This is a genomic window from Tenacibaculum todarodis (assembly GCF_001889045.1).
In the GTDB taxonomy this organism is placed as follows: Bacteria; Bacteroidota; Bacteroidia; order Flavobacteriales; family Flavobacteriaceae; genus Polaribacter; species Polaribacter todarodis.
In genome coordinates this window covers 1,261,378-1,278,773 of sequence record NZ_CP018155.1, presented here as the reverse complement: position 1 = coordinate 1,278,773, position 17,396 = coordinate 1,261,378, and the positions used below count along the sequence as shown (strand labels likewise).

Below are 17,396 nucleotides of genomic sequence, written 5' to 3'. Positions count from 1 at the left end.
ATGTTTAAAAAAGTTTTAGTAGTAGAAGATTTTGATGTTATTAATAGCGGAATTAAAACTGTATTGGACGAGATTAATATACAAACAGTAGATTATGTTTCCTATTGTGATGAGGCGTTTTTAAAAATTAAAAAAGCACATTTAATAAATAAACCATATCAATTAATAATTTCTGATCTATCTTTTGAAAATGATGGAACTCCTCAAAAATTAAAATCTGGAGATGAATTGATTGAAAAAATACGAAAAGAATTTTCGGATTTAAAAATTATTGTTTTCTCTGTAGAAGACAAACCTTTTAGAATTCAAAGTTTATACAAAAACTTAAATATTCAAGGCTATATTTGGAAAAATAGAAACGGATTAAAAGAATTAAAGAAAACAATACATAAAACATTTACTTCAAACGAGTTTTGTATTTCACCAGGTTTAAAGAGTGCAATTCACCCAAAAGAAACAATTGAAATTACATCGTACGATATTCATATAATAGCACAACTTTCTAAAGGCGTTTTACAAGATAATTTGCCTAGAATGTTTGAAGAAAAAGGAATAAAACCATCTGGAAAAAGCTCTATAGAAAAAAGATTAAAATTTTTAAAAGAACATTTTAATGCAAATAATCCAGCGCATTTAGTTGCTATTGCTAAAGATTTTGGCCTTATTTAAAAATGCATTTTAAAACAAAATATTTAGACTACGGAAACCCGTAGTCTTTTTTTGTTTTAAGAAATTACCTTTGAAGTAATAATTTCGGAAAGAAACTATTGAAAAGGAAAAAGTGCTAGTTTAAAACCTTACGGATTTCCGTAAGGTTTTATTGAATTATGTAAATATTTTTGGTAGATAAAAATTAAATTATAAAAGACATGAAAAAAATAATAATACTAGTTTTTATATTCTTTACAGCATTTAGTTATGCACAAAAACTAACCTATTCTAAAGATTATAATGGTAATACTATTGCTAAAGATCAATATGGAAATGTTGTAGCTATTGGCTCTAAAAATTATAATGGAGATTTTGTTTGGAAAGACCAATACGGAAATATTATAAAAACAGAATCAAAAAATTATAATGGTAATACTGTTTCTAAAGATAATTATGGAAACACAAAAAGTGTGAAATCTACAGATTTTAATGGGAATAAAGTTGTTAAAGATCAATATGGAAATGTGTTGTATACTTTATCTAAAGCCTATAACGGAAATATTGTAAAAAAAGATGGTTTCGGAAATGTTTTAGGAACTTATAAAAAAGACTATAATGGTAACTTGGTTTACCACCCAAATAATTATTAAAATATATTTTTTAGGTTACCAATAATATAAGAGAATTATAAAATTAAACTCCATCTATTATAGTTTTACACCATATAATAATGTGTAGGGGCATTATTTATACCGTTTAAATTATTTTATTTGGAGTTTTTATTAATTAAAGAACCTTTACATTTGAAAGTAAATAAAGCAAGTTATGAAAAAAATATTTTTATTGTTATCAATTTTCATCTTTTTAACAGCTTTTCAAACCATGGGAAAAGAAGTATTTATCTGCACCACAACATCAAGTAAAACCTATCATGTAAAGAAAGACTGTAAAGGCTTAATTAAGTGTAAATCTATAATCAAAAAAATTACACAAAAGAAAGCAGAAAATGTTGGCAGAGTAAAATGTAAATTAGAGAAATAAACTTTATTTCTTTATAAATACGCTCGCGTTAGGGATTGCAGTGGAAATCCTTTTGTGAAGTATGAACAAAAGATTGTAGTGAAAAGCCCGCTCGAACGCCCAAAATAGTATACTATATAAAAATCTAAACGGTACTCTTTTTAAGATTAATAGTTATATGATTTATATCATATTAAGATAACTGTACTTGCTATACTTTTGTTTAAGGATAGATATATTAACGTTTTAAAACAATATTAAATGGGTGATTTAGGGTTAAATTTAGCGGAAGGGCAATTAAAAATAACTATGAAAAAGGCAGTTGCTAATCAGTTTACATTAGAGGATGCTGGTTTAGAGGAAGCGTATACAGTAGAAGGAGGCAACTTAAGAGTTAAAGTAGAATTAGGGTATATTAAAGATGTTAACTTTTATAAAATGCCTAAAATAGAATTTGATTATACAGAGAATATTCACGAAAGTAATTGGATTGTAGAGTTTAATGGAGAAAACATTTTAGAGACCAAAGATCATTCAGGAAAAGCTACCATACTTCTTTTAAATAGGAAAAAAATGAAAGAATTGGTTAACCGTCATGAAAATAACTTATTAATACATGGTAATTTTTCTGAAGAGGTTGCAATTAAAAATACGAGCTCTTTACAATTGTTAGAAATTCATTAAGTTTAGTTTTTAAAAAATATAAAGCACAAAAAAATCCCGCATATTATGCGGGATTTCTAATTTACTCTTCTTCTTCAATTTATCTTCTAGTAGTTCTTTTAGCTACTTTTCTTTTAGTTTTACTCTTAGTAGGAGTTGCTTTCTTTTGAGTTGTTCTCTTAGAAATTACTTTTTTTGGAGTTACTCTCTTAGTAGTAGTTCTTGTAGAAGTTGTTCTCTTTGGAGTTACCTTTCTTACAGTTGTTTTTCTAGGTGTAACTTTTCTAGGTGTAACTTTTTTTACTGCTTTCCTTTTTGGAGTAGCTTTTATAGGTGCTTTATTAGCAGTACTTCTTCTATTTACTTTCTTATTATAAGTTGTGTTACCACGTGTTCTGTTGTGTGTAGCACTTGGCTTTCTTCTTTTTATAATTTTGCTACGCTTACCAATTTTAGCATTTGTATTTGCTCTGTAGTAAAAGAAGTTGTTGTCTTCTCTAAAACGAGTATAATGTCTTCTAAAATCGTTTCTATAAAAGTAGTTATCATAATAATCGTAAATACCTCCAATGTGTATGCTAATTCCGCTACCAGAATTATAGTACGTGTTATAATGTTTTACATGACCATAAAAACGTGGATTTCCCCATCTGTCATACCTCACTTCTAAATTACCAACTCTTGCTAAGTTTCCAAAGCTATAATCTATATACACACTACCAATTCGTTTTACGTTTCCGCGAACATCATAATTAATAAATGTGTTTCCAATACGAGATACTTGACCTCTGTAATTTCTTTCAATTCTAACACGGTTATTGTTTCTGAAATGAGTGTCAAAATCAAAATCTCCGTTTAAAAATACGTGAAACTTAATGTTTCGTTCTACAAAACTAACGGCTTCACTATAAGTATAGTTAACCCCAATTTTGTTAGTTGGTGCAATTTCTTTAGCTTGTACTGTTGTACCTAAAGTTAATAATGCTACTAATAAAAATATCCCTTTTTTCATAATTTCTAGATTTAGGGTTACGCTTACTCTATATGCTTTTCGGCTTCCGCAATTATTGTATAGTTTTCAACAAGCGTGCCAAAATTTAGTTTGTAGTATCTAGTAGGTAGTTTTCCCGACTCTTTTTTTTCTTTTTAGAAGCTATTTCCTGCTTTCACTACTCGCTTTTTTTCATACTTCAAAAAGAGCTCAAACATGCCGTTCAATCAGGGCTAAGCTTGTTTGCTGGGTTTATTGTAACTAAGTTGTTAATAGTTTTTTTTAGAATATTTTATTTAAAAAAGTAAATAGTTATATATTTATGCGACTTATCTTAAAAAGCCTAATTCTTAATGATCAAAGCAATAGAGAAAAACTTACAAAGAGGAATAAAATTATTAAATTCTATTTCAGACGAACAATATAGCAACGGAACAATTCTTCCATATAATTCTAGTATAGGTTGTAATATGCGTCATATTTTAGATGCTTTTACCTGTATATTTAATGGTTTAGAAAGTAAAAATGTAGATTTTTCATTAAGAGAAAGAAACTGTTTAGCTGAACAAACAACAGCAGCAGGTTTAGCTTATTTTGATAAAGTGATAACACAATTGTACACTATAGAAAGTGTAGATTTCGATCAAATTATTTCGGTAACTGACGATTTAGGAACAGGTAAAATAACAGCAAATTATACATTAGGAAGTGCTTTAGCACAAGCTCATAGCCACGCAATACATCATTTTGCAAGTATCGGTTTTATAATTCATCAATTAGGAATCCAATTACCAGATGCCGATTTTGGTTACAATCCAACCACACCAAAAAAAGATTTAGTCAATTCTATTTAACTTAGAAATATACTTGGTGTATTTATTTAACTTTCTAACATCTTTAAGTAAACCTAAAGTTGTTCTATGCGGTACATTTTGTACTTTATTATTGTAGATAGCAATTTTAGATAACTGTTTCCAATGATTTCTCATTGTTTTTAATGCTTTAAAATACGTAGTTTTTTCAGCATCATAAATATGAGTAGGTTCTGCAAGTATTCCATTTAATTCAAGAATTTTAAAATCGCCATTTTCTAAATCCTCAAAAGAATTATATTTAACATCCAATCTACCATAAAACCAATTGTTAGACTGTTTGTTTAGTATATCAAATGTGTTCTCTAATTTGTTTGAAATTAAATGATTACCATTTATAAAGCGAGTTCCTTTGCAGTGGTTTCCTATGGCAGAAAGGTTTACTTTTTTATCTTTTTTAATAATTTTATCTAAATCTAAAAGCGGATTCTCCTTTACAAGTTCAAGGTAAATAGTTGCTCTTTTATCTTTTAAAATTAAGGTTTCTAAAGTAGATTTCCCGTCACCAATTACATGTAAAAATTCCTTTAAAGTAATTGAAGAAATTGTGCCTTTTTCTTCGTTTGGTAAACGATGGTAAAAAATACCACATTCGTTTTCTTGAGTTAAAAATTCTTGAATTAAAACATCTATTGCATATTTTTCTAAATAGTGAATCAGTGCTGTTTCATTTTCAATTTTTTTAACTAACAAACCTCTAAAACCAATATCTGGTTTTGCAATTATTGGAAAGGTAATTCCTTCAGCATTTAAACTTTTTAAAGTGTTTTTTATTGAGGAATTTGCTTTATGAAATACTGTTTTAGGTAAGTGTTTTTCAGGAAATAGGAGTAAGGTTTTGTGTTTAGATTCCGTTCCAATTCCACTATTTTCTATTGCCGGATTTGTGGCAGTAAAAAAAGTTAAACTACCTCCTTTTATAGTTTGGTATAAAGCAAATGGGATGTTTGGCAAGTAAAACATGTACATTGGCCAATATTCCCAGCTTAAGAGTTTTTGTATGCTTTTTTTAGTGTTCAAATTATTTTTCAAATAAGGTGTCTAAAAATGTTTTAATGGTTTTAAAACCAAAGTACACCGTAAATAGTATTAATAAACCTCCAATAGTTAACAAAAGGTAAGAAATATATATTTGCGGACTCTCTGTATAAATTCTTAACGATTTAAAACCAAGACTTAACACAATAGGAGAGAAGACTAACAAACCTAATAAGATAAGTAGTTGCTTAATTCCTCTTTCAAAAGTTGCTTTTTTAGGCATTTTTATAATTTTTTAAAGCTTCTCTAACATTTCCGTACTTTTTTAATAAAATACTAGCAGTTTCTTGGTCGATATTTAATTCAGTAATTAACATTTTTTCTGCTCTATCTACTAATTTATTATTAGAGAGTTGCATGTCTACCATTTTGTTGCCCTTAACTTTCCCTAACTGAATCATTGCAGCAGTAGAAAGCATGTTTAAAACTAGTTTTTGAGCTGTTCCTGCTTTCATTCTAGAGCTTCCGGTTACAAACTCAGGTCCAACAACAACTTCTATAGGAAATTGTGCTGTTTCTGCTAGTGGACTTCCTGTATTACAAGTAATACAACCTGTTATAATAGCATTTTTATTACATTTTTCAAGCGCTGCAATTACATAAGGAGTTGTTCCAGAAGCTGCAATTCCAATTACAACATCATTTTTAGAAATTTTGTGTTTTTGTAAATCGGCCCAACCTTGTTCTGTTGAATCTTCTGCAAATTCAACAGCTTTTCTAATTGCATAATCTCCACCAGCAATTAAACCAACTACAAGCTCATGAGGAACTCCAAATGTTGGCGGACATTCAGATGCATCTACAATTCCTAACCTTCCACTAGTTCCTGCTCCAATGTAAAATAAACGTCCGCCACTTTGTAGTTTTTGAACAATAGCTTTTGTTAGTTTTTCTATTTGTGGCAGCGATTTTTCTACCGCAAGCGGAACCGTTTTGTCTTCATTATTAATATTAGTTAATAATTCAGAAATACTCATTTTTTCTAAATGATTATATTTTGATGCTTGTTCTGTTGTTTTGGTAAAACTCATATTTTCAAAAATAAAAAAAGCAGACTTAAAAGTCTGCTTTTTCTTAGTAAAATCTGTTTGAATTATATTTTTTCTAATATACTGTTTAAAATAGTATTTGGTCTCATTGCAGAATCTGCTAAAGAATCATTTGGCTCGTAATAACCTCCAATGTTTAAAGATTTTCCTTGAATTTCATTTAACCCAGAAATAATTGCAGCTTCTTGTTCTTTTAAGTCTTTAGCAACTGAAGAGAACTGTGCTTTTAACTCAGCGTCTTTATCTTGATTTGCTAATTCTTGTGCCCAATACATTGCTATGTAAAAATGAGAACCTCTGTTGTCTATTTCACCAGCTTTTCTTGATGGTCCTTTTTTGTTTTCTAACAATTTATCAGTTGCATCATCTAAGGTTTCTGCTAAAACTAATGCTTTTGCATTGTTATTAGAAGTACCTAAATGTTCTAAAGAAACCGCTAATGCTAAGAATTCTCCTAAAGAATCCCAACGTAAGTGGTTTTCTTCTACAAATTGTTGCACGTGTTTTGGAGCAGATCCTCCAGCACCAGTTTCAAATAATCCACCACCATTCATTAATGGTACAATAGATAACATTTTTGCAGATGTTCCTAATTCTAAAATTGGGAAAAGGTCTGTTAAATAATCACGTAAAACGTTTCCTGAAACAGAAATTGTGTCTTTACCTTCTTTAACTCTTTCTAAAGTATAGGTAGTTGCTTTTGCAACATCTAAAATTTTAATTTCTAAACCAGTTGTATCGTGATTTGGTAAGTATTTGTTTACTTTTTTGATAATTTCTGCATCATGTGCTCTGTTTTCATCTAACCAAAAAACTGCTGGAGTTTGAGAAGCTCTTGCTCTAGTTACCGCTAATTTTACCCAGTCTTTAATTGGTGCATCTTTTGTTTGACACATTCTCCAGATATCTCCTTGTGCTACATTATGAGAAAGTAAAACAGTGTTATTTGCATCTAAAACTTCAACTTTACCTTCAGAAGAAATTTCAAAAGTTTTATCATGAGAACCGTATTCTTCAGCTTTTTGAGCCATTAAACCAACATTAGGAACTGTACCCATTGTTGTAGGATCAAAAGCACCATTTTTCTTACAAAAAGCAATAGTTGCTTCATATAAGTTTGCATAAGAACTGTCTGGAATTACGGCTTTTGTGTCTTGCTGATTTCCATCTTTATTCCACATTTGACCAGAAGTTCTAATCATTGCAGGCATAGAAGCATCAATAATTACATCTGAAGGAACGTGTAAATTAGTAATTCCTTTATCAGAATTTACCATTGCCACATCTGGATTATTGTCATAAACCGTTTGGATGTCAGCTAAGATTTCTTTTCTCTTTTCTTCAGAGACTTCGTCAAGATTACTTAATAGGTTACCAAAACCATTGTTTACGTCAACACCAATTTTTTCGAAAGTTTCTCCGTGCTTTGCAAATACATCTTTAAAGAATGTTCTTACAGCGTGTCCAAAAATAATTGGATCAGAAACTTTCATCATTGTTGCTTTCATGTGTAAAGAAAACAATACGCCAGTTTTATTTGCATCTTCAATTTGAGCATCTAAAAATTCTAATAGCGCTTTTTTATTCATTACAGAAGCATCAATAATTTCTCCGGCTAAAAGAGGTGTACTTGCTTTTAAAACTGTTTGCGTTCCGTTTGCATCTGTATGTACAATTTTTACATCTGTGGCATCAGTTAAGGTTACAGATTTTTCATTATGCGCAAAATCGCCATGAGACATTGTAGCAACATGTGTTTTAGAATCTGCAGACCAAGCGCCCATTCTATGTGGATTCTTTTTAGCGTAATTCTTAACTGCTTTTGGTGCTCTACGATCCGAGTTTCCTTCACGTAAAACAGGATTTACAGCAGAACCTTTTACTTTATTATAAAGAGCTAATACTGCTTTTTCTTCATCAGTATTTACTTCTTCTGGATAATTAGGTAAACTGTATCCTAAAGCTTGTAGCTCAGAAATAGCAGCTTTTAATTGTGGTACAGAAGCAGAAATATTAGGTAGTTTTATAATGTTAGCTTCAGGTTTTTTAGCCAACTCTCCTAAAAATGCTAATGCATCTTCTACTTTTTGATCTTCTTTTAAGTAACTAGAAAAAGTTGCTAAAATTCTTGCAGCAAGAGAAATATCTTTTGTTACTATTTCTATGTTAGAAGATTTTGTAAATGCTTTTACAATTGGTAAGAACGAACGTGTTGCCAAAGCTGGCGCTTCATCCGTTTTTGTGTACATAATTTTAGCTGTTGTACTCATAGTTTATATGTAAGTTTTTATGTTGTGCTAACAACGAATAAATTTAATTTGAAGCGACAGCAAATTTACAACTTTTGCTTGAGATTTTTATTGCTAAAATCTTATTATTTCGTGTATTTTTTTAAGAATTTGATAAAAAGAAAAAATGAAGAACAAAAAAGCCATATTTAACAAGTTAATGTTATAATATGGCTTTTCGAAATAGTTTTTTTAATACTGATTTGTATTGCTACACATCAAACACCGCTCTAAACGTTGTATTTCTTACAAAGAAGAAATTATCTATTACACTATTTCTAATGAAACATCCTTGTATAACAAGCAAATACTTGCTAAACTTTATGAATGTTTCTAATTGATTTCTTATGTAAACTTAAATAGAATTCAAATATTTACTTAAGTTTTAATCTTCTAAAATTTAATAGAGCTTTATAAATTAATTAAAGTGTCTTTTATAATTACTATTTGTTTCCTTAAATTTTCATTTGAGTTCCCAAGTTTCATTTAAAAAGTTTCTTTTCATCAACCTTAGTTTTTATTATCATTTATCAATCTTTACTTAAATCCAAAATTTATTTCAGTTTTAAAGAAAATCAATCTATATAAAGAACGTTACTTTATCATTTACGTTTTGTTGAATACTTATCTTTCGACTATGAAACAGCTACTTTGTAAACTCTTATACAAATATATATTACAATATTCTTTTTTTAAAATTTTTAACAAATTAGAAATCAACAAGTTGTTAACTGAGGTTGTTAACAATTGTGAATTAAAAAAGCCTTGAGAAAATTCTCAAGGCTTTTAAATTATATAAAAAGATGATTTTAACCTCTTCTTTCTTTAATTCTTGCTTTTTTACCAGTAAGATCTCTAAAGTAATAGATACGTGCTCTACGTACAATACCTCTTTTGTTTACCTCAATTTTTTGAATTGCTGGTAAATTTACAGGGAAAATACGCTCAACACCTACAGTACCAGACATTTTTCTGATTGTAAAAGTTTCTGATGTTCCTGTTCCTTTTCTTTGGATTACTACACCTCTAAAGAACTGTGTACGTGTTTTGTTCCCTTCTTTAATTTCGAAATACACTGTAATTGTATCTCCAGCACCAAATTTTGGTAATTCGTTTTTTGTTACAAATTCTTCTTGTACAAATTTTACTAAAGCTTCCATATTAATATATTATATTGGATTGATACAAAAGCAACTTAAACGATTTCTTCGCCAGAGGTTATTTTTGCGAGTGCAAATTTAGTGATTATTTTTAATAGATAAAATGTTTTCTGAAAAAGTTTTTATAATTAAAAATCAAATAGTTAAACTATTCGTCTAACAAATCGGGTCTTATGTTTTTTGTATGCTGATAGGCTTTTTCTTCTCGCCACTTATCAATCTTCGGAAAATTACCTGATAACAAGATGTCTGGAACTTTCATTCCGTCATATTCTGCGGGTCTTGTATAAACTGGTGGTGATAATAAATCATCTTGAAAAGAATCTGTTAGTGCAGATTGTTCATCACCCAAAACACCTGGAATTAATCTAATAACAGCGTCACATAAAACAACTGCGGCTAATTCTCCTCCTGTTAAAACATAATCGCCAATAGAAATTTCTCGCGTAATAAATTTATCTCTAACTCGCTGATCTACGCCTTTGTAATGACCAGTTAAGATGATGATGTTTTCTTTTAAAGAAAGTGTATTTGCAACAGATTGATTCAGTGTTTTTGCATCTGGTGTCATGTAAATTATGTCATCATAATTTCGTTCAGATTGCAATTTTGAAATGCATTTATCAATAGGTTCAATCATTAAAACCATTCCAGCTCCTCCGCCAAATTGTGTGTCGTCTAATTTTTTGTAAGAGCCAATTCCGTAATCGCGAAGATTATGAAAATGAACTTCTACCAAACCTTTATCAATTGCTCGTTTAAGCATTGAGTGTTCAAACGGACTTTTAATTAATTCTGGAGAAACGGTAATAATATCTATTCGCATTTGGCAAAGATATATTTAATGTGGGAATATTTTTTTAAATTTCTTCGGAAGATTTTCACTCACACATAAGTTTTCTTTTGTAATTGGATGCACAAACTGTAATGTTGAGGCATGTAAATACAATCCTTTTCCGTTTAAAATTAAGTTGTCTAAATAATATTGTTTATCACCTAAAATGGGATTTCCTAATGAAGCTAAATGTTTTCTAAGTTGATGTTTTCTACCAGTTTTAGGTGAAAGTTGCACTAAGTTTAAAAATCCGAAACGTTCGGAACTAACTGTTTTTAAAACCTTAAAATGAGTTAGCGTTTTTTTATCATCAACAGGAAAATCAATAGTTCCAGATTCTTCCATTTTACCTATTGAAACTGCATGGTATGTTTTCTGAATTTCTTTATTTTCAAATAATTTATTCAATGCAATTATTGAAGAATTAGTTTTCCCAATTAATAATAAACCGCTTGTTGGATAATCTAATCTGTGAACTGGCCTTGGTTTTACAGCATCAGATTGTGTGCTTTTTTTAATATTTTGAAATAGTGCGTTATCAATAGTTGCGAAAGAATTTCCGCTAACTACAATTCCGGCAGGTTTGTAAATAATTGCTAAAAAATCATCTTCAAATAAAACCTTTAAATCAAAATCGAACTCTTTTTTATTTTCTTCTGATTGAAAGAATTCTATAGTTTCATTACCAACTATAAAAAGTGCTGTTGATGCAATTTCTCCATCAACAAAAACAAGTCCTTTTTTAATGGCTTTTTTTAGCCCAGATTTTGTGGGATTTGTGCTGAAAATTCCGACGCCATAATCCTGTAAACGAATTGGTTTTTTTAAACTTAGAACTTTATGAGATTCAATTAATTGCATTAAGTGGCAAAAATTTGACTCATATCTTTAAAAGCTTTGAACTCTAAAGCATTGTTTTCTGGATCGTTAAAAAACATTGTAGCTTGCTCTCCAACTTTTCCTTTAAAGCGAATCGTTGGTTCAATTATAAATTGCGTGTTTACTGTTTTTAAACGTTTAGCCAAAGCGTGCCAATCTTCCCAAGTTAAAACTACTCCAAAATGCGGAACAGGAACATCGTGTCCATCAACAGGATTTGTAACTGATTCCGTTGGTATAAAACCTTCTTTTTGATGAATAACAAATTGATGTCCAAAGAAATTAAAATCTACCCAATGATTAGTACTTCTACCTTCTTTACATTGTAAAATATCTCTATAAAAGGCTCTGCATTTTTCTAGGTTTTGAACTGGAATTGCTAAATGGAATGGTTGTACTTGCATAATTAAAAACTTAGATAAGTAATCAATATTAATTTATTAAAATTTAATCTAATGAAAATGTTATCGGTAAAGTGAAATTTGTTGTTTGAGGTTTGTTACCAAAGATGGCTGGTGCTGGTTTAGATAATTTTTTAACAATTCTTTCTGCTTCTTTTTTCAATAAATAATGAGATGCTCTACTTTTAATATCTGTTATATTACCTAAAGTATCTATCTTAAAATTTACAAATATTCTTTTTTTACCTGGTCTTAAACCTAAACTGCTAGCCATTTTAGCATTAAAATTATAGGCAACAACATTGCGTATTGTCTGGTTGTAACACTTTTTTGCCATAGTTGCATTTAATGATTTTTCACATTCAGGAAAAATTGGTATTCTACTGTATCCCATAATACTGTTTGTGTAAACTTCATTTTTACCATTATTGTGTAATATTATTGGTGTAAAGTATCTATTTGCTTTGTGATTATTTAAAAAAGTAGCTTTTGAAATATCGTATTTCTTAAATATTTCAATTACTTTTTTTTCTAATTTTTCAGACCTTGCGTTTGTACTAATATTTATAGGTTTTTCTTTAGCATCTAATTCAAAATAAATTTTTAATCTATTGTTAAACCTATTTAAGTTAGCGCTATTTATATCTGATTGTGTTAATTTTTCCTTTAAAAATAATGCAAAATCATTTGTTGTGGTAGGTTTAAAAACATCATCAAATTCATTATCTCTTTCAGATTTGTTTGGTTTATCGCCTTTATTAAATGTTTGTCTTATTCTGTAAAAATAATCATTAGGTATTCCATTAATTAATTGCGGTTTAAATTGAAAGTTGCTTTTTTCAACAATATCGTACAAGTGTTTTTTAAAAATTTCTGGAACTTTTAAATTTCTTAACTTCAGTTTACCTTCTTTGTCAATTAATGCTTTAAAATTTAAATTTATAATTTCATTATCTGTTTTAATGGAATCTGCTAGACTATAATTAATCGAATTGTAAAATAGATTTCTTAACTCTTTATTAAAACAATTATTTATGTCGCTATAGAAGTTTAAATCTTTACAAGACTCAGAGTTTGGAGAAGTTATTTCTATAGGATTTGTGCTACATTCAATAATGTTTTTGTCTTTCTTTTTTGAAATTATTTGAATAGTATATTTTTTTCTTGTGTCTGCTTTAAATCCTAAACTATCTAAAGAATATTCTTTCATATATTTCTTTAGTGCTCTTGTTAATTTGTTGTTTCTGTAAGAATTAAAATTAATGTTGTAGGGTTTTCCGTCTTTGTTTACATAATAAGATAGCGTTACTTTACGACCATACTTAGGAAAAGTAATGTCTTGTAAGAGATCTTTATGTATTTTTCCTTGTAAATAGATCGATAAATTATTAGCTGTATTGGGTTTTGTGAGTTTATTATATTTTCTATCACTAATAACTTGAGCGTGTGAATAAAAAACTATAAAGAATAAAAGGAATACTATTTTTTTCATATTTTCTCTAAATTGTTCTATGTATATCAAGTTTTAATCCAAAGATATAAGTTTAATTAAAATCCAACTGCTTTATCGTCTCCACGAGGATCTGCTCCACCTTCTAATTTACCGTTTGGTAATCTTAAAATCCCTTCAACTTTACCAATAACAGGTGCATCTTCTTCATTTATTGTGTAGCCAACTTTTTTAAGATCTTCCACAACTTTTCTATCAAACATATTTGGTTCCATCATAATCATGTCTGGTAACCATTGGTGATGGAATCTCGGCTGATTTACAGCTTCTTGCATCCCGAAGTTAAACTCATGTACATTTAAAATAGTTTGTAATACAGAAGTAATAATTGTTGAACCACCAGGAGTTCCAACAACCATCCAAAGTTTGCCGTTTTTCTCAACAATTGTAGGAGTCATAGAACTTAGCATTCTTTTTTCGGGCATAATTTCATTCGCTTTTGCACCAACTAATCCAAACTGATTTGGAACACCAGGTTTGCTAGAAAAATCGTCCATTTCATTATTTAAAAAGAACCCTAAATCTTCACAATATAATTTAGAACCATAAGCGCCATTTATAGTTGTAGTTGCAGAAATTGCGTTACCAAACTGATCTACAATAGAGTAGTGGGTTGTTTCATCACTTTCTATCATTTCTACAGTTCCGTGAGCTACATCAGCCGATTTTGTTGCTTTTTCAAAAGAAAAATTATCCATTCTACCTTTTGTATATTCTTTAGAAATTAATGTCTTTAATGGAATTTTTACAAAATCAGGATCTCCTAAAAAGAAACTTCTATCTGCATAAGCTCTTCTTTCTGCTTCCGCAATTATTTGAATTGTTTTGGTTGAATTATGCCCAAATTTGTCTAAATCATACGGTTCAATTCCGTTCATAATTTGTGCTAAACAAATTCCTCCACTAGAAGGTGGAGACATTGAAATTACTTTTAAGTCGTCATAAGTAAAGGTAACAGGAGTTCTCCATTGTGCTTCGTATTTTGCCAAATCTTCTTCAGTCATAATTCCGCCATTTGCTTGCATAAATTTCACCAAACGTTTTGCAGTTTCACCTTTGTAAAATTCGTCTCGTCCGTTTTTAAGAATTCTTTCTAAAGTTTCTGCTAAAGCATTATATTTTATGGTATCATTTTCTTTCCATTTTTGATTGAAAATAATAGGTTCTTTATTCGCTTTTAAGAAGTAAGGTTGATACTTTTTAATTCTGTCTTCTTGCTTTTTGGTAACAATAATTCCCCTTTTAGCTAAAGCAATTACTGGTTTTAAAATATCTTCAATAGGTAAAGAACCAAATTTTTTATGAGTAGCAAAAACACCAGCAACAGTTCCAGGAATACCAACAGCCATTGCGCCTAAAGTGCTTTTTCCTTTAATAATGTTTCCGTCTTTGTCTAAGTACATGTCCTTACTTGAAGCTAACGGAGCTTTCTCTCTGTAATCTAATGCGCCAATTTGCCCATCATTTTTACGATAGACCATAAATCCGCCGCCGCCAATATTTCCAGCATACGGATAGGCAACTGCTAAAGCTAATTCCGTTGCAGCCATAGCATCAAAAGCATTACCACCTTTTTTAAGAATGTCTGTTCCAATTTTTGAAGCTTCTTCACGAGCAGAAACAACCATAGCTTTTTCGGTAACTAGACCAATATTTTTTTCTTTCTTTTCTGAGGTTTTGCAATTGAATAATGTGATTGAAATTGCAATTAATAAAAATATTTTTTTCATAATTTAAAATTTTGTCATTTCGAAATGAGCTTTTTTAGCCTTTCGACTCCGCTCAAGATTAATTTATAAGAAATCTCTCTTTAATTTGAGATTCCTCTCTTCATTCTTCGTTCGGAATGACAGTTAGTTCTTTTATTTTTTGATTGCAAAAGTTACGTAAATCTTCAAAGAAAATGGTAAAATCTTCTTCTAATTCTTTATTGTAAAGTTGTAAGTCTTCAACAGCTAAGTTCATTTGAGATTTCCCTTTGGTTCTGCTGTTCATTCCGTTTAAAACTTGCTGAATTCCTTCCAAAGTACTATAATTATACAGTATGTTATACTCAATCATATAACCGATAAATTGTTGTGATTTTAAAGGCAAATTAGATGATTCTTTTTTAAATAATTCATAGACAGATTGTGTATAAGCCTCCAACGGAATTGCAGAATAACTATCCCAGTTTTTAGCTAAAAAATAATCGTAAAAAATATCGATTATTACGCCATCATAATGTCCGTAACGTTCGTGTAATCTACGTTTACTTTTTCTAACTATTGAATGTGCATCGGTAAATGTGTCTATTTCTCTATGTAAAAGAATTCCTTTTTTTATTTCTTCGGAATAATGCTGAAATTTATTTCCTCTAATATGGTCAGCAATAAAATTGCCAATCATTATTTGTTGGTTGTTTCCTGATAAATATAAGTGCGCGAGGAAATTCATTCTATTTACATTTATAATTATCTATATCATCAAATTTAAAATTGATAAAATAAATAGAATCTTTATGGAAAAGATTTTTTTCTTGACGTATATAGCTTAATAATATTTCTTTAGTGTTTTCAGGAAAAGGTTCTGTATTATTATAAAATGAATTTACACCAGCAGAAATAGTATCAGAGACCTTAATATTACCTTTGTTAATTTTTATAGAGAGGTAGTTAAATCGTGTGTATTTTAATTTTTTTAATCTTAACTTTGAAGAATCACATTTTAAGTGGTCTCTAAAAATTTCGGAAACATTAATTTTATTTTTTCTTATAATAGAATCTTTTCCAATATTATAGATTGTATTAAATTTTTCAAAAATATTAGTATAATGATAGTCGATTTCTATATCCCCTTTCTTATAAAACAAATCTAAAAAACTATCTAAATTTTCATATTTGATTTTTAGAGAATCATCTACATTATCAACCCCTTTATGATAAATAGATATAAACCCTAAATTATTCCGTTTATATTGGATATCAATATTATTTACAAGTTTTAATAATTTAACGTCTCTATTTTTTAAATAAGTTTTAAATTCATTTAAATCATAAGGAGTTCTATCATTTTTCAAGTAAAATAAATTCAAATATTTATTAAAATTTGATTCTCTTAATTCAGATATATTATTAATTGTATTATAGTTTTTGTAAAGCTTATAGCTAAAAAATAAAATGAATATAAAAATTGATATACCAATAAGTTTGAAAAACTTTTTCATGAATGAACTATACTTAATATTACTTCTTAATAACCAATAACTCTTCAACAGATATTTTTTCAGGTCTATAACTATTTACTTTTGCTTCAGAAGGATAACCTAAAGAAAGGCCGCAAACTAACTCGTAACCTTTGGGTACAGAAAAGTGTTTGTCTACAGGTTCTCTCCATAAATTTAAAGCTCCTTGCGGACACGTTCCTAAACCTTTATTGGTTGCAGAAAGCATTAAATTTTGCATAAATATGCCTGTATCTACTAAAGCTGTATATTTCATTTTTGGATTTGCGTAAATCCAAATTGCAACAGGAGCGCCAAAGAAATTAAAGTTTTTTGCCATTTCTTCGTGTCGCTTTTTCTTGTCTTCTCGTTTTATTCCTAAAACTTTATACAAACCAACGGCAGTTTTTATTCTTCGTTCTTGATAAATGCCAAAATATTTTCCTTGAATTGTTTGGTATACTTTATTAGGCTGTAATTTGTGTTTATAAGCTGAATATAATTTAGCAAAAATATTTTTCTTTGCTAATTTAGCGGAAGTATTATATTTAAAAGTTAACTCTTTTCCTATTTCTTTTAAGGTATTTCCAGTTGCAACAACAACTTTAAGCGGTTGAGTATTTGAGCTTGACGGAGCTTCTAAAGCATCTTTTAGAATTTCATTTATTAATTCAGTAGAAACTTCTTGTTTAGTAAAATCTCTTATACTTCTTCGTTTGGTATTTACTTCGTTAAAAGTCATTATCAAAAACTGATTTTATGTTAGAAAGTAAATGTAAACAAAAAACCACAATTAATTCTGAACTTGTTTCAGAACCATTGTGGTTTTCTAATATG

19 protein-coding genes are annotated in these 17,396 nt (G+C 29.1%); 5 read left to right on the top strand and 14 right to left on the bottom strand.

The genetic code is table 11. The features are described from left to right. From LPB136_RS05805 to LPB136_RS05790, 4 genes are all read left to right on the top strand, one after another. Positions 1-669, top strand: a complete 669-nt coding sequence (locus tag LPB136_RS05805) for a response regulator transcription factor (RefSeq protein ID WP_072555221.1) — start codon at positions 1-3, stop codon at positions 667-669. 200 nt (positions 670-869) lie between these two features. Further along, positions 870-1,301: a hypothetical protein gene (locus tag LPB136_RS05800; protein ID WP_072555220.1), complete on the top strand. Its 432-nt coding sequence runs from the start codon at positions 870-872 to the stop codon at positions 1,299-1,301. A gap of 175 nt (positions 1,302-1,476) precedes the next feature. Further along, complete coding sequence (locus LPB136_RS05795; protein ID WP_072555219.1) at positions 1,477-1,692, top strand: hypothetical protein; 216 nt, start codon at positions 1,477-1,479, stop codon at positions 1,690-1,692. Positions 1,693-1,932: 240 nt separating this feature from the next. Further along, positions 1,933-2,355: a hypothetical protein gene (locus LPB136_RS05790; protein WP_072555218.1), complete on the top strand. Its 423-nt coding sequence runs from the start codon at positions 1,933-1,935 to the stop codon at positions 2,353-2,355. Between the two features lie 79 nt (positions 2,356-2,434). On the opposite strand, the gene LPB136_RS05785 is transcribed toward LPB136_RS05790, so the two are convergent. Then, the gene (locus tag LPB136_RS05785; protein ID WP_072555217.1) at positions 2,435-3,346 is read right to left on the bottom strand and encodes a hypothetical protein; all 912 of its coding nucleotides are present in this window, start codon (positions 3,344-3,346) and stop codon (positions 2,435-2,437) included. 332 nt (positions 3,347-3,678) lie between these two features. Between LPB136_RS05785 and LPB136_RS05780 the strand changes: the two genes are divergently transcribed. Further along, a complete protein-coding gene (locus tag LPB136_RS05780) occupies positions 3,679-4,179 on the top strand; it encodes a DinB family protein (protein ID WP_072555216.1) in 501 nt (166 codons plus the stop codon). Here LPB136_RS05780 and LPB136_RS05775 read toward each other — a convergent pair. From LPB136_RS05775 to LPB136_RS05715, 13 genes are all read right to left on the bottom strand, one after another. Continuing rightward, a complete protein-coding gene (locus LPB136_RS05775) occupies positions 4,162-5,217 on the bottom strand; it encodes an ATP-grasp domain-containing protein (RefSeq protein ID WP_162272275.1) in 1,056 nt (351 codons plus the stop codon). The two genes, LPB136_RS05780 and LPB136_RS05775, sit on opposite strands and share 18 nt — an antisense overlap. Position 5,218: 1 nt before the next feature. Further along, entirely contained in the window at positions 5,219-5,458 is a 240-nt protein-coding gene (locus tag LPB136_RS05770) for a DUF6095 family protein (RefSeq protein WP_072555214.1), read from the bottom strand. Continuing rightward, the gene (gene murQ / locus LPB136_RS05765) at positions 5,451-6,266 is read right to left on the bottom strand and encodes an N-acetylmuramic acid 6-phosphate etherase (RefSeq protein ID WP_072555213.1); all 816 of its coding nucleotides are present in this window, start codon (positions 6,264-6,266) and stop codon (positions 5,451-5,453) included. Before murQ ends, LPB136_RS05770 begins: the two co-directional genes overlap by 8 nt. Positions 6,267-6,328: 62 nt before the next feature. Beyond that, positions 6,329-8,554 (bottom strand): NADP-dependent isocitrate dehydrogenase, encoded by a 2,226-nt coding sequence (locus LPB136_RS05760; RefSeq protein ID WP_072555212.1) that lies wholly within the window; start codon positions 8,552-8,554, stop codon positions 6,329-6,331. Positions 8,555-9,381: 827 nt separating this feature from the next. Further along, positions 9,382-9,732, bottom strand: coding sequence for a 50S ribosomal protein L19 (rplS, locus tag LPB136_RS05755; RefSeq protein ID WP_072555211.1), 351 nt, complete (start codon positions 9,730-9,732; stop codon positions 9,382-9,384). Positions 9,733-9,880: 148 nt separating this feature from the next. Beyond that, positions 9,881-10,558, bottom strand: a complete 678-nt coding sequence (gene trmD, locus LPB136_RS05750) for a tRNA (guanosine(37)-N1)-methyltransferase TrmD (protein ID WP_072555210.1) — start codon at positions 10,556-10,558, stop codon at positions 9,881-9,883. 15 nt (positions 10,559-10,573) lie between these two features. Beyond that, a complete protein-coding gene (locus tag LPB136_RS05745) occupies positions 10,574-11,428 on the bottom strand; it encodes an RluA family pseudouridine synthase (RefSeq protein WP_072555209.1) in 855 nt (284 codons plus the stop codon). Then, complete coding sequence (locus LPB136_RS05740; RefSeq protein WP_072555208.1) at positions 11,428-11,850, bottom strand: VOC family protein; 423 nt, start codon at positions 11,848-11,850, stop codon at positions 11,428-11,430. The genes LPB136_RS05745 and LPB136_RS05740 overlap by 1 nt, the downstream gene beginning before the upstream one ends. 43 nt (positions 11,851-11,893) lie before the next feature. Further along, a complete protein-coding gene (locus LPB136_RS05735; protein WP_158009607.1) occupies positions 11,894-13,339 on the bottom strand; it encodes an energy transducer TonB in 1,446 nt (481 codons plus the stop codon). Between the two features lie 56 nt (positions 13,340-13,395). After that, entirely contained in the window at positions 13,396-15,087 is a 1,692-nt protein-coding gene (gene ggt, locus LPB136_RS05730) for a gamma-glutamyltransferase (protein WP_072555206.1), read from the bottom strand. Positions 15,088-15,187: 100 nt separating this feature from the next. Beyond that, positions 15,188-15,793, bottom strand: a complete 606-nt coding sequence (locus LPB136_RS05725; protein WP_237267424.1) for an acyl carrier protein phosphodiesterase — start codon at positions 15,791-15,793, stop codon at positions 15,188-15,190. Position 15,794: 1 nt separating this feature from the next. Then, the gene (locus LPB136_RS05720) at positions 15,795-16,562 is read right to left on the bottom strand and encodes a hypothetical protein (RefSeq protein ID WP_158009606.1); all 768 of its coding nucleotides are present in this window, start codon (positions 16,560-16,562) and stop codon (positions 15,795-15,797) included. Positions 16,563-16,581: 19 nt separating this feature from the next. Next, a complete protein-coding gene (locus LPB136_RS05715) occupies positions 16,582-17,301 on the bottom strand; it encodes a nitroreductase (RefSeq protein ID WP_072555204.1) in 720 nt (239 codons plus the stop codon). Positions 17,302-17,396 lie beyond the last annotated feature (95 nt).